The following is a 12419-nucleotide window of genomic DNA, read 5'->3' on the forward strand; positions in this document are numbered from 1 at the left end:
AGCGTTTCACATGTCCTTTGCTACTTTTCCTGCGCCTACGACGATCGCCGAAGATGCGTTCGCCGATCTCCCCCAACTCGCCAACGAACCGGTTCCGCCCCGGATCGCCGCTGCCTTGCAAGCCATGCGCGATGGCCGCGCGGTGGTGCTGCAAGATGACCACGACCGCGAGAACGAAGCCGATCTGATCGTCTCCGCCGAGCGTCTTACCAACGAGACGATGGCGCTGCTGATCCGCGAGTGCAGCGGCATCGTCTGCCTGTGCCTGCCCGACGACAAGATCCGCGCGCTCCAGTTGCCGCCGATGGCCGTCAACAACGAGAGCCGCCACGGCACGGCGTTCACGGTTTCGATCGAAGCGCGTGAAGGCGTGACGACCGGCGTCTCCGCGGCGGACCGCGTGACGACGATTCGTGCCGCGATTGCCGAGAAGGCCAAGCCCACGGATATCGTCAGTCCTGGCCACGTGTTCCCGCTGCGCGCGTCTCCCGGAGGCGTGCTGGCGCGGCGCGGCCACACGGAAGGCACGGTCGATCTGGCGATCCTCGCCGGCCTCAAACCCGCTGGCGTGCTATGCGAATTGATGAACGCAGACGGCACGATGACGCGCGGCGCGGATGTGGAGCGCTTCGCAGCGCAACACAATCTGCCCATGCTGACGATTGCCGAACTGGTGGAATTCCGCAAGGCGCTGGCGGCCGCGCGTGAGTACTGCGTAGACGAGGTGTGATGGTGGGCAGAACCCGCGCACTATCAGCGCGGGTTCTGCTTGCAAGTGAGGCCGTGATGCAGGCCAGGGTCCGGGCGCCGTCAGCGCAGGCCCGGTTTGCGACTTGGCGAGGCGTAAGGGCAGCGCGAGTCCAGCAATCCCTTAAGACTGCACTTCCCCGAACTCGCCGCGCACACCCGCTTCGACGAGCGCCGGCAGTTCATCCATATGCTCCATGATGCGTGTCATGCCCATCTTGCGCAGCGCATCCGCATAGCCGTCCGGAATATGACTCGCGCCAACGAACGCGATCGTCTTCATGCCGGCCGCACGCGCGGCGTTCAATCCAGCGACGCTGTCCTCAACCACCAGACATTTCGCCGGCTCCACGCCCAACTGCTGCGCAGCGAACAGATACACGTCAGGGTAGGGCTTGGGTCGGGCCACTTGCTCGGCGCTGAAGACGCGTTCGCCGAACACCTGCTGTAGCCCCGCGCGCCGCACCGAAGCCTGTACACGCTTCATACGGCTATTCGATACGACTGCAGCCGGCAGCGCCACCTGTTGCAATGCGTCGCGTACGCCACCCACCGCAGTGAGTTTGGAACCGAGCGCGAGTTCGACGTTGTGCTCGACCGTCTCGAGAAAATCCGCAGGAAGTTTGATGTCGAACGACGTCTCGATGCCTTCGAGAAAGCGTGAGGTCTGCTGACCGAACGCTGTTTTCACGGCGCCGGTGAAATCGAGGCCCGGGAAAGTTGCCGAAAGCGTTTCGAGGAGTACATGGTCAGCGATAACTTCGCTGTCGACGAGAACGCCGTCGCAGTCACAGATGAGATGATCGATCATGCCGGAACAGGGAGCGAGAGGCGCCTGGGCCGTCAGGCCCGCGCGCAAACTTGAAAGCATCATGATACGTGCTTTGTTGGAGTCTGCGCGGCCGTTTCGCTCCCGGCCGGCATCCGTCTCAATGCACGTGCAGGTAGATCCATGCGGCAGCCGCACCGCCGGCGAGCGGGCCCATCACCGGAACCCATGCATAGCGCCAGTCGCTGTCGCGCTTGCCGGGAATCGGCAGCAGCGCGTGCATTAGACGCGGCGACAGGTCGCGCGCCGGACTCATGGCATAGCCCGTCGGGCCGCCGAGCGAAATGCCGATGCCGAGTACCAGCAGGCCGACCGGCAGCGCATCCAGCGCACCGAGGCCGACTTGCGGCGAGGCCAGATAGAGCACGCCGAGAATCAGCACGAAGGTGCAGATCATTTCGGTCAGGAAGTTATGCGGGGCGCTGCGAATCGCGGGGGCCGTGCAGAACACGCCGAGTTTGACGTCGGCGTCCGTTTCCTTCTCGAAGTGCTGGCGGTAAGCCATCCACACGAGGCCCGCGCCCGCCATGCCGCCGAGCATCTGCGCCGCGATATAGCCGCCCACCTTGCTCCACGCGAACTTGCCGGCCAGCGCGAGGCTGATCGTCACGACCGGGTTCAGATGCGCACCGCTAAACGACGCCGTCATGAAGACCGCGATGAAGACCGCCATGGCCCAACCCATCACGATAACGATCAGGTCGGCGCCTTTGCCCTTGGTGCGGGCGAGTAATACGTTGGCGACGGCCCCGTTGCCCAACAGGACAAGCATCGCTGTGCCGATGAACTCGGCTATGTAAGGTGACATGATATGCACTCCAGAATATATTTATTAGGGAAGCCGCCTCGGACGCGGCTTCATGGCCTCAATGTTGCGTCAATGGATACACGCCGTTCGGCGTGTATCGGGGCTGTCCAGACTATCTGGGCTATCAGGGCGTATCGGCCCAGGCCTTGGCCGCACGGATCGCGCGTTGCCAGCCGGCCAGATTGGTCTTGACCTCGCCCGGCTCCATATCCGGCGTGAAGCGTCGATCGAGCGCCCACTGGCTCTGCAACTCGTTCACGTCCTTCCAGTAGCCCACTGCGAGACCGGCTAGATAGGCGGCACCCAGCGCGGTCGTTTCGCTGACCTTCGGACGGACCGCGTCGACGCCGAGAATGTCGGCCTGGAACTGCATCAACAGATTGTTCGCGCAGGCGCCGCCGTCGACGCGCAACTCGCCGATGCGGATACCCGAGTCGGCTTCCATCGCCTTCAGTACGTCGAGCGACTGGTAAGCGATCGAATCGAGCGCGGCACGGGCGATATGCGCCGAGGTCGTGCCGCGCGTGACGCCGAACAGCGTGCCGCGTGCGCGCGCATTCCAGTGCGGCGCGCCGAGGCCTGCAAAAGCCGGCACGAGGTACACACCGTCACCGTGCGGCACGGTGCGTGCGAGTGCTTCGATGTCCGAAGCGCTCTTGATGATGCCCAGTCCATCGCGCAGCCACTGCACTACGGCGCCGGCGATAAATATGCTGCCTTCGAGCGCATAGTTGATCTGATCGCCGATCTGCCAGGCGATCGTCGTGACCAGGTTGTTCTTCGATTCGATCGGCTTGTCGCCGGTGTTCATCACAAGGAAGCAACCCGTGCCGTAGGTGTTCTTCACCATGCCCGATTGCGTGCACATCTGGCCGAACAGTGCGGCGTGCTGGTCGCCTGCGATGCCGGCAAGCGGGATCTTCGAGGCGAACACCGTGGTCTTGGTCGGACCGTAGACTTCCGACGATGGGCGCACTTCGGGCAGCATGCTGCGCGGAATATCGAGCGCCTGAAGCAGTTCGTCGTCCCACTGCAGCGTGTGGATGTTGAAGAGCATCGTGCGCGACGCATTGGTGACGTCGGTCACATGCAGGCCGTGCTTGGTGAAGTTCCACACCAGCCAGCTATCGACGGTGCCGAACGCGAGACGCCCTTGCTTGGCTTTTTCGCGCGCGCCTTCGACGTTGTCAAGAATCCAGCGGATTTTGGTGGCCGAGAAATACGAGTCGATCGGCAGGCCGGTCTTGGCACGGACTTTTTCTTCGAGGCCCTGCGCTGTGAGTTCGTCGCAGAAGTCGGCCGTGCGGCGGTCCTGCCAGACGATCGCGTTATAGATGGGGTGGCCAGTTTCGCGGTCCCAAACAATCGTCGTTTCGCGCTGGTTCGTGATGCCGATGGCGGCGATCGACGTGCCGTTCATCCCTGCACGCGTGACGGCCTCGGCTGCGACGCCCGCCTGGGTCGACCAGATTTCCTGCGGGTCATGCTCAACCCAGCCCGGACGCGGATAGATTTGCTGGAATTCTTTCTGAGCCGTCGAGATAACGTTGCCCTGACGGTCGAAAAGCATCGCGCGTGAACTGGTGGTACCTTGGTCGAGCGCGAGGATGTACTGATCCTGCATTGTCTCTTCTCCATGTTTTATGAGTTGCCGGATCGACGATCCGGCAACGGAAACGGCTTGTTGTTTTTGGATACTGCAACTGCCGTGGCTTCATGCATTCCAGATTGCTGAACTGCGTGTCGGAATACGGTGTGTTCTGTGCTTTGTGCTGATCACGTCTGCGTTGGACGTGATGCGCTTCTGGGTGCCTGGTTGTGCTTACTGCTGATGATGCGTACTCGTGTGCATAACCGTGCTCAAACTCGCTTATGCGTGCTGACTCGCCGTAGCTCGCCTGAACGGCTGGCGCTCGACTGGCGAGCGGGTGAACCAGTTGTCGATGTCTTGCGTGACGTTCTCCAGTGTGCCGGGCTCGACGTGCAGTCCGAGCTTTGAGCGGCGCCACAACACATCTTGCGCGCTGCGGGCCCATTCGGTGTCGCGCAGATAACACAGTTCGGCTTCGTAAAGTCCTGGCGCGAAAATGCGGCCGAGTTCGGCGAGCGAGCTTGCCTGACCGATCACGTGTTTCGCACGTGTGCCGTACGCGCGCGCATAGCGGTGCGCGAGATCGGCGGGCAGCCAGGGGTATTGCTGCTTGAACTGCGTAAGAAAGCGTTCGAAGTTCGCTTTCGGAATATCGCCACCAGGCAGCGGTGCACCGGCAGTCCAGGCCGGAGCCGGGTTGGCCAAGGCGCGACCGAGTTCGTCGACGGCTTCTTCGGCGAGCTTGCGAAATGTCGTGATCTTGCCGCCGAATACCGACAGCAGCGGCGCTTCGCCCTCAGGCGCATCGAGTTCGAGTCGATAGTCACGCGTGACGGCCGAAGGGTTATCCGCACCTTCTTCCTCGAGCAGCGGGCGCACACCCGAATAGGTCCAGCGGACGTCGGACGGCGTGATCTGCTGCTTGAAATAGCGGTTGATCGAGTCGCACAGATACTGCGTCTCGTCAGCGGTGATTGCGACCTGCGCGGGGTCGCCGCGATATTCGATGTCCGTCGTGCCGATCAGCGTGTAGTCGTGCTCGTACGGGATCGCGAAGATGATCCGCTTGTCCGGATTCTGGAAGATGTAGGCGTGATCGTGTTCGAACAGCCGCCGCGTGACGATGTGGCTACCCTTGACGAGGCGCACGCTATGGTTCGCGTCGCGACCCAGCGCGCCGTGCAGCAATTCGCCCACCCATGGGCCGGCTGCGTTCGCAATCGAACCGGCGCGTACGTCGAGTTGCGTGCCGTCCGCGCGGCGCAACTGCGCGTGCCATTCACCACCGGCGCGCACTGCGCTGACGAGCTTGGTACGCGTGAGCACGGTCGCGCCACGTTCCTCGGCGTCGAGTGCATTCAACACGACGAGCCGGGCGTCGTTGACCCAGCCGTCGGAATAGACAAAGCCGCGCTTGATCGATTCGATGAGCGGTGCGCCTGCCGGATGGCGGCGCATGTCGATACCGCGTGACGCCGGCAGCAATTCGCGGCGTGCGAGGTGATCGTAGAGGAACAGACCGGCGCGGATCATCCAGGCGGGCCGCAGGTTCGGCATGTGGGGCATCACGAAGCGCAGCGGCCACATGATGTGCGGCGCCGCGCGCAGCAGCGTTTCGCGCTCCTGCAGCGCCTTGCGCACGAGCCCGAACTCGCGGTACTCGAGGTAGCGCAAGCCGCCATGAATCAGCTTCGTGCTGGCCGACGAGGTATATGCGGCCAGATCGTCCTGTTCGCAGAGCAACACGGACAGGCCGCGCCCCGCCGCGTCGCGTGCGATGCCGGCGCCGTTGATCCCGCCGCCCACAACGAGCAAATCGTATCTAGAGCCTTGCGTCACCTGCTGTGTCCCCTACGTCGCGTAAAGAAAATCTATCGAACCGATAGTGTTCGTTTTCGAACTTTAATGAACAAAATCGAAAAAGTAAAGTTCGACTTGTATGAACATATGTCTCAAGGTGTAGCGCGACGGGCCGCCACCGACGATACTCATGACAATAGCCATATCGAGGTGAATCATGCGGGGACTCTGGGTAATCGGCGCCACGGCACTGCTGGCGGGATGCGTGAGCACGCCGAGTCTGAGCGGCAGTCTGGGCGCGCCGTCGTTCGCAGCATTGCAACAGATGTGCAGCGCGGCGCCGGTGGATTACGGCAATGACGCGCAGTCCGTCTACACGACGTTCTACGATGCGTATATCGCCAACCGGCGCGGCAAGGTGTCGACGGCGGATTACTGCGCGTTCCAGACGTCGATCGCGCAGCATTACTCGACGCTCGGCACCAGCAGTGATCCGCAGGCCCGCAATCAGTGGGCGGCGTATTTTCTTGACCAGCGGGCGAGAGCGCTGAGCTGGCGAGCGGCGGTTGATCCGACCTTGCGCAGTGGTTAAGCGCCCAGTGCATGGCTGGACGAAGACCGCACGGTACGGCTGCACTGCTTGAACGCGTGAGCGGCGAAGCGCCTGAAGTCCATGGGTGTGTCAGTGCAGCGATGCCGCTGCGGCGAGGCGAACGCTGAGCCGGTGAGTGGTTACTTCGGCGCCGTCTGCGCCAGCGCGCCGCGCCATAGCATCAAACGAAGCTGTGCGAGTACGGCCTCGCGGGTCGGCGCCGGATTCGCACCTTCTTGCGTGGCGGACCGTTGTCCCTCAGGCAGCGGCAATTGGTTAGCGAGCGCCAACATCGCAAAGCCATGCAGGCTGGCCCAGTAAGCATAGGCAATCAACCGCGGATCCCCCTCGAGACGCCCAGCCGCCACAAGCGGCTCGAAGTGCGCCCCCAGCAAGCGCCAGGCGCGTTGCGAGGCGGCGGCGAGTTCCGGGTGCGCGGCGTCATCCGCTTGTGCCACGTCGAACATCAAACGGTACGCGTGCGGTTCATCGAGGGCGAACGAGACGTAGGCGTCGCTCAGCGCGGTTCCCCTGCTGGCGGGATCAGCCGCGAGCGCGGCTGCTTCCAGACGCTGCGCAAACCGGTTGAACGCCGTGGCCCGGACCATCGCCAGGATCTCGTCCTTGTCGCGGAAATACCGGTAAGGCGTCATCGCGCTGCAGCCCAACTCTTTAGCCAGCTCGCGCATCGTGACGCCTTGCGCGCCGCGCGTGGCGAACGCGTGCTCGGCGACGCCTCGCATGGCTTCGCGGAACTGGTGAACGTCTTCGTCAGAGAGTGTCTTTGGCATGCCGGATGGCGCATCGGTCCATCGCGTCAATTTACTGCGTAAATCAAGCGGGCACAATAAACCAGGAGTGGATTCGCACCGCAGGATGGTTTGATCGCTACGGCGCGCACCGGCCGAAGGCGCGCGCTCAGTCCACGCAGACGAGCGCGCCGCTCTTCACTTTGCTGGTGTCATGCGCCGGGCGTACGCCGACACATCATGAGAAACGCTTGATCGCCCGGATTGCCGAATCGCCAATTTCCGTGAGGCGCCATTGCTTGAGGCCCGAGGCGAGTTTCTCGAGTTGAACGAGCTGTCGTTCAAACAGCGCATCCAGCTCCTCTCGATCCATGTCGACCTGATTGGGAGCATCCTTTACGAGCAACAACGTGGCGAATTCATGCGGACTCAGCATCGTTCTCTCCATGTCAAGCTTAGCGCGGATGGCCCTATGGGCGACTGGCCAGCGGGGCGGCGGGCGCAGTACGATCCGCGATTGGATCAGGCGGGAGTAACAGCTATTCGGACCAACGCGCATTGAAAATGGCGTCGGGGAACTGGAGTGTAGTCAACCGCACACTGAACGCCAAATGATCCCCGGAAAATTTTCCCTTTGACAATTGCACCCTGCAGAGGCGGTCTGGATCGGCGGGCAAATCCTTGATTTCACGCGAGGTTTGGCGTGCACTGCAGCAAAGCTCTGGCGCGCCGCTGTGGCGCGCTTTGGCGCGCTTTGGCGTTTTCCGGCTGGCGAATTCGGTCAGCGGTTCACTCCGCGATATACACCTGAGTACCGGCCGTCGCCAGCGTTTCGGTCATGTCAGTGGGCGGCGCGGCGTCGGTGAAGAGCGCGTCGATCTGGTCCAGATGGCCCTGGCGGACCAGCGCCGGGCGGCCGAACTTAGAATGATCCGCGGCGAGGAACACCGTGCGCGCGTGCTCGATGATCGCCTCGGCGACCCGCACCTCACGCGTGTCGAAATCGCGCAGCGTGCCGTCGGTTTCGATGCTCGAGGTGCCGATGATGGCGAAATCCACCTTGAACTGGCGGATGAAATCGATCGCGAGTTCGCCGACGATGCCCTTGTCCCACGGCCGCACGATGCCGCCTGTCACCAGCACCTCGCAGTCCGGGTAACCACTCATCATGCTGGCGACATTCAGGTTGTTGGTGATCACGCGCAATCCGCGATGGCGGTTCAGCGCGCGCGCTACTTCTTCGGTGGTGGTGCCCAGGTTGATGAAGAGCGACGCCTGATCTGGGATATGCGTGGCCACGAGCGTCGCGATGCGCCGCTTCTCGTCATGGAACATGCGTTGCCGCGCGGTGTATGAGACGTTCTCGGAGCTGGTCGGCAGGCTGGCGCCGCCGTGGTAGCGGCGCAGGAGGTTCATGTCGGCCAGCCAGTTGACGTCGCGCCGGATCGTTTGCGGCGTGACGTCGAAGTGAGCAGCCAGGTCGTCCACGGTCACGAAGCCGTCGCGTTGCACCCACTCGAGCAGTTCCTGTTGACGTGCGTTGAGGGTCAGGCGGGGGTCTCGGGTCATGTGTCTCGGGTCAAGTGATTGCGTCGGCGCCGGGTGCGGCAGCCAGCGCCAGGAACGAGCGATGTTTTCGGTGAGCTATTGTAAGACCAACTGGCGGGTTGTCCGCCAACGTACGCGACATGCATAAGATCACGTCCGACCTGCAACGAACCCAGTCTAGCTATTCAGGTCTTTTCTGCATTTATTCATTTGATAAATGAATTTGTTTTTTCGGACGGTTCGCGCTGCAATCGACGGTTCGTTCCGTGATGGTTTTCTAATGGTTCCGGCGGATGCATCGTGCCGGGCCGCGCTTTCCGAGAGTCCCCGACATGACCCGCTTCAATTGGCAAAACCCTTATCCGACACCGCGCCTGCCGGTCTTCGCACGCAACATCGTTTCGACTTCGCACCCGCTCGCGGCCCAGGCCGGCTTGCGCATGCTGTGGAAGGGCGGCAATGCGGTCGATGCGGCGATCGCGGCGGCAGCGGCCATCACCGTGGTCGAGCCGGTCTCGTGCGGCCTCGGCGGCGACGCGTTTGCGCTAGTGTGGGATGGCGCCAAGCTGCACGGCCTGAATGCATCGGGCGTGTCGCCGGCGGCCTGGAACGTGGACTACTTCAAGCGCAAGTACGGTGAAGAGAACGGTCTCGCGAAGCAGCCCAAGCGGGGCTGGGATGCCGTGACCGTGCCGGGCGTGATCGCGGGCTGGGAGGCGTTGCATCAGAAATTCGGTTCGCTGCCGTTTGCCGACCTGATGGAACCGGCTATCGAAATCGCCGAGCGCGGCCATGCGGTGGCGAGCATTGTCGCCTACAAGTGGGCGGCGGCCGTGCCCGAGTTGAAGGACCTGCCGGGCTTCGCCCAGACCTTCATGCCGCGCGGCCGGGCGCCGGAAGTGAGCGAGCTGGTACGCTTCCCCGGCCATGCCAAGACGCTGCGCAAGCTGGCGGAGCAAGGGCCGCGGGCGTACTACGAAGGCGAGATCGCCGAGCAGATCGCGGCGTTCTCGCGCGAGTGCGGCGGCGCGATGACGGCGCAAGACCTGCGCAACTACCGCGCGGATTGGGTCGAGCCGATCGGCAAGGATTATCGCGGCTACACGGTCCACGAGATTCCGCCGAACGGCCAGGGCATTGCCGCGCTGATCGCGCTCGGTATCCTCGAAAAGTTCGATGTGAGCTCGCTCGCGGTCGACAACGTCGAATCGCAGCACCTGCAGATCGAAGCGATGAAGCTCGCCTTTGCCGATGTCTACCGTTACGTGGCGGACCCGCGTTCGATGGATGTGACGCCCGAGCAGATGCTCGACGACGCCTATCTGACCTCGCGGGCCAAACTGATCGATCCGAAGCGCGCGACGCAGTTCGACTTCGGCATGCCGAAGACCGGTGGCACGATCTACATGTCGGTGGCCGACGAACGCGGCATGATGGTGAGCTTTATCCAGTCGAATTACATGGGCTTCGGCTCGGGCATCGTCGTGCCGGACAGCGGCATTTCGATGCAGAACCGCGGCTGCGGCTTCTCGATGGACCCGAAGTCGCCGAATGTCGTGGAAGGCGGCAAACGCCCGTTCCATACGATCATTCCGGCTTTCCTCACGCAACAGGTCGACGGCAAGCAGGAAGCGGTGATGAGCTTCGGCGTGATGGGCGGCGACATGCAGCCGCAGGGCCACCTGCAATCCATCGTACGGATGCTCGACTACGGCCAGCAGCCGCAGGCGGCGTGCGATGCGCCGCGCTGGAAGGTGAACCACGACTTCACGATCGACATCGAAGCGACGCTCGACGCGAACACGGCGCGCGCGCTCGAAAACCTCGGCCACACGATCAAGTCGGTCGACGATCCGTATATGGACTTCGGCTCGGGTCAGTACATCTGGAAGCTCGATCGTAATGATCCGGAACGTGGTTACGTGGCGGCGAGCGATAGCCGCCGCGATGGTCTTGCCGCGGGTTTTTGAGCGTCCCTGAACCTGGCGCTTCACGCCAGGCCTCCTGAGGGAGCCGCTCGCCCAAGCGGACTTCCTGCCGGGCGGAAAAGTTGGGACGGCCCGGCGTTTTCGAGGAAACCGTTTCTAGCCTGTCGTTTCGCGCGAGGCTGTCCCGGGTGACTATCCAGCCTGGGGCGGCCCCGCGTTTCCCATAGAGCCGACCATGACCGACCTCGCAACGCCCGCCGCCGCGGCGGCTTCTTCTTCCCCCGCCGCCGCGCCGCCATCGAAAGCGATGGTCCGGCGCATCATTTTCTCGTCGTCGGTCGGCAATGCGCTGGAATGGTTCGACTTTTCTGTCTACGGCTACTTCGCCAGCATCATCGCCAGACAGTTCTTCCCGATGCACGACGAGTGGCTCTCGACGCTGCTTGCCATCGCCACCTTCGGCATCTCGTTCCTGATGCGGCCGATCGGCGCAGTGGTGCTCGGGATCTACGGCGACCGCAAAGGCCGCAAGGCGGCGCTGACGCTCGCCATTGCGCTGATGATGGTCGGCACCTTGACGATGGCCGTGATGCCACCGTACGCATCGATCGGCCTGGCTGCGCCCGTTTTGATCCTGGTGGCGCGGCTCGTGCAAGGTTTTGCGGTGGGTGGCGAGTTCGGCAGCGCGACGGCGTTCATGGTCGAACACAGCCCCACACGGCGTGGCTATTTCGCGAGCTGGCAATTCGCCAGTCAAGGGCTCGCCGCGATCCTCGCGGCCGCGTTCGGGTCAGTGCTCACCGCATGGATGTCGCCGGAGCACCTCAGTACTTGGGGCTGGCGCATCCCATTCCTGTTCGGTGTGCTAATTGGGCCGATCGGCTATTACATCCGCTCGCATCTCGACGAGACGCCCGAGTTTCTGGCGATGCGCCGCGAACGCGACGGCGTGGGCCCCGAGGGCGGGCACGGCGATCTGCGGGCGCGCGGCAAGGAAATCAGTAAGACAAAGACAAGCGACCCGGCCGCTTCGTTCAGCAGTCATTGGGTGAACCTGCTTCTTGCAATCGGCATCGTCGCGCAATCGACGGTGGGCGTGTATGTGCTGCAGCTATACATGCCGTTGTATGCCGTGAAACAATTGCACATGCCAGCCGCCGTGTCGTTCGGCGCGGTGGTGCTCAACGGCGGACTGCAGCTCCTGCTCTCACCGGTGATGGGCGCATGGTCCGACCGCATTGGCCGCATCCGCATCATGCTGGGCACATCGTTGCTGATGGGGGTGCTGATCTATCCGATGTTTGCACTGCTACAGAGTCATCCGACGGTCGGCTGGTTGTTGCTGCTGCAGGGTACAGCTGGCATCCTCAAGGCTGCCTATTCAGGACCTATGCCCGCCCTGATGTCGGAGATCTTTCCGACCCACGTGCGTTCGACGGGCCTTTCTATCGCTTACAGCATCGGCGTAACGGTCTTCGGCGGCTTTGCTCCGACGATTGTGGAGACCTTCATCCATTTGATCGGCGACAAGCTTGCGCCAAGTTATTACGTGCTGACTGCTGCGCTGTTGTCGGGCCTGTCACTCGCCATCGTCGCGTGGCGCAGACGGCATTTGCGGCGCGGCCTATCCCTTTCGCACTCAATCTGAGGCCGTAATGCGCGGCGGCGTTCTGGCCGCTGAGCCTTACTCCGCCTCACTTCACGCCCTGTGTGTTGCCTGTACGTGCGAGAAAGAGCAGCCCCTCGAGGGCTGCCTTTTTTGTGCACTGCGTCCGCTTTGTGTTGATCTGGAATATTCCGACTATCTTGCCGCCGGAACTGCGGCGC

11 protein-coding genes are annotated in these 12419 nt (G+C 62.8%); 4 read left to right on the forward strand and 7 right to left on the reverse strand.

Annotated features, from left to right (window positions below; all coding sequences use genetic code 11):
- Window positions 1-10 precede the first annotated feature (10 nt).
- Window positions 11-730 carry a 3,4-dihydroxy-2-butanone-4-phosphate synthase gene (gene ribB / locus P3T40_RS11170; protein ID WP_429267751.1) on the forward strand — a complete coding sequence of 240 codons (720 nt, stop codon included), beginning with the start codon at window positions 11-13 and terminating at the stop codon, window positions 728-730.
- A 141-nt stretch (window positions 731-871) separates the two neighbouring features.
- Here ribB and P3T40_RS11175 read toward each other — a convergent pair whose 3' ends face one another.
- The 4 genes from P3T40_RS11175 to glpD all read right to left on the reverse strand — a co-directional run bounded on the left by P3T40_RS11175 (window position 872) and on the right by glpD (window position 5814).
- Entirely contained in the window at window positions 872-1558 is a 687-nt protein-coding gene (locus P3T40_RS11175; RefSeq protein ID WP_429267929.1) for an HAD family hydrolase, read from the reverse strand.
- A 118-nt stretch (window positions 1559-1676) separates the two neighbouring features.
- Window positions 1677-2384 carry an MIP/aquaporin family protein gene (locus P3T40_RS11180; protein WP_429267752.1) on the reverse strand — a complete coding sequence of 236 codons (708 nt, stop codon included), beginning with the start codon at window positions 2382-2384 and terminating at the stop codon, window positions 1677-1679.
- Between the two features lie 124 nt (window positions 2385-2508).
- Window positions 2509-4008, reverse strand: coding sequence for a glycerol kinase GlpK (gene glpK / locus P3T40_RS11185; protein WP_429267753.1), 1500 nt, complete (start codon window positions 4006-4008; stop codon window positions 2509-2511).
- Window positions 4009-4254: 246 nt separating this feature from the next.
- Window positions 4255-5814 carry a glycerol-3-phosphate dehydrogenase gene (glpD, locus tag P3T40_RS11190; protein WP_429267754.1) on the reverse strand — a complete coding sequence of 520 codons (1560 nt, stop codon included), beginning with the start codon at window positions 5812-5814 and terminating at the stop codon, window positions 4255-4257.
- A 178-nt stretch (window positions 5815-5992) separates the two neighbouring features.
- On the opposite strand from glpD, the gene P3T40_RS11195 reads away from it, so the two are divergent.
- Window positions 5993-6367 carry a hypothetical protein gene (locus tag P3T40_RS11195; RefSeq protein ID WP_429267755.1) on the forward strand — a complete coding sequence of 125 codons (375 nt, stop codon included), beginning with the start codon at window positions 5993-5995 and terminating at the stop codon, window positions 6365-6367.
- Between the two features lie 140 nt (window positions 6368-6507).
- On the opposite strand, the gene P3T40_RS11200 is transcribed toward P3T40_RS11195, so the two are convergent.
- The 3 genes from P3T40_RS11200 to P3T40_RS11210 all read right to left on the reverse strand — a co-directional run bounded on the left by P3T40_RS11200 (window position 6508) and on the right by P3T40_RS11210 (window position 8685).
- Window positions 6508-7158, reverse strand: a complete 651-nt coding sequence (locus P3T40_RS11200; protein ID WP_429267756.1) for a TetR/AcrR family transcriptional regulator — start codon at window positions 7156-7158, stop codon at window positions 6508-6510.
- Between the two features lie 196 nt (window positions 7159-7354).
- Complete coding sequence (locus tag P3T40_RS11205) at window positions 7355-7552, reverse strand: hypothetical protein (protein WP_429267757.1); 198 nt, start codon at window positions 7550-7552, stop codon at window positions 7355-7357.
- Between the two features lie 353 nt (window positions 7553-7905).
- Entirely contained in the window at window positions 7906-8685 is a 780-nt protein-coding gene (locus P3T40_RS11210) for a DeoR/GlpR family DNA-binding transcription regulator (RefSeq protein WP_429267758.1), read from the reverse strand.
- 311 nt (window positions 8686-8996) lie between these two features.
- On the opposite strand from P3T40_RS11210, the gene ggt reads away from it, so the two are divergent.
- Together ggt and P3T40_RS11220 are read left to right on the forward strand one after the other, a co-directional pair.
- Window positions 8997-10634 (forward strand): gamma-glutamyltransferase, encoded by a 1638-nt coding sequence (ggt, locus tag P3T40_RS11215; protein WP_429267759.1) that lies wholly within the window; start codon window positions 8997-8999, stop codon window positions 10632-10634.
- A gap of 193 nt (window positions 10635-10827) precedes the next feature.
- The gene (locus P3T40_RS11220; RefSeq protein WP_429267760.1) at window positions 10828-12240 is read left to right on the forward strand and encodes an MFS transporter; all 1413 of its coding nucleotides are present in this window, start codon (window positions 10828-10830) and stop codon (window positions 12238-12240) included.
- Window positions 12241-12419 lie beyond the last annotated feature (179 nt).

The sequence above is a fragment of the Paraburkholderia sp. EB58 genome (assembly GCF_050436665.1).
Taxonomy (GTDB): Bacteria; Pseudomonadota; Gammaproteobacteria; order Burkholderiales; family Burkholderiaceae; genus Paraburkholderia.

Excerpts from the sequence above, each read along its gene's own strand:
- ribB (WP_429267751.1), top strand. The coding sequence starts at position 11 with ATGTCCTTTGCTACTTTTCCTGCGCCTACGACGATCGCCGAAGATGCG.
- P3T40_RS11175 (WP_429267929.1), bottom strand. The coding sequence starts at position 1,558 with ATGATCGATCATCTCATCTGTGACTGCGACGGCGTTCTCGTCGACAGC.
- P3T40_RS11180 (WP_429267752.1), bottom strand. The coding sequence starts at position 2,384 with ATGTCACCTTACATAGCCGAGTTCATCGGCACAGCGATGCTTGTCCTG.
- glpK (WP_429267753.1), bottom strand. The coding sequence starts at position 4,008 with ATGCAGGATCAGTACATCCTCGCGCTCGACCAAGGTACCACCAGTTCA.
- P3T40_RS11195 (WP_429267755.1), top strand. The coding sequence starts at position 5,993 with ATGCGGGGACTCTGGGTAATCGGCGCCACGGCACTGCTGGCGGGATGC.
- P3T40_RS11200 (WP_429267756.1), bottom strand. The coding sequence starts at position 7,158 with ATGCCAAAGACACTCTCTGACGAAGACGTTCACCAGTTCCGCGAAGCC.
- P3T40_RS11205 (WP_429267757.1), bottom strand. The coding sequence starts at position 7,552 with ATGCTGAGTCCGCATGAATTCGCCACGTTGTTGCTCGTAAAGGATGCT.
- P3T40_RS11210 (WP_429267758.1), bottom strand. The coding sequence starts at position 8,685 with ATGACCCGAGACCCCCGCCTGACCCTCAACGCACGTCAACAGGAACTG.
- ggt (WP_429267759.1), top strand. The coding sequence starts at position 8,997 with ATGACCCGCTTCAATTGGCAAAACCCTTATCCGACACCGCGCCTGCCG.
- P3T40_RS11220 (WP_429267760.1), top strand. The coding sequence starts at position 10,828 with ATGACCGACCTCGCAACGCCCGCCGCCGCGGCGGCTTCTTCTTCCCCC.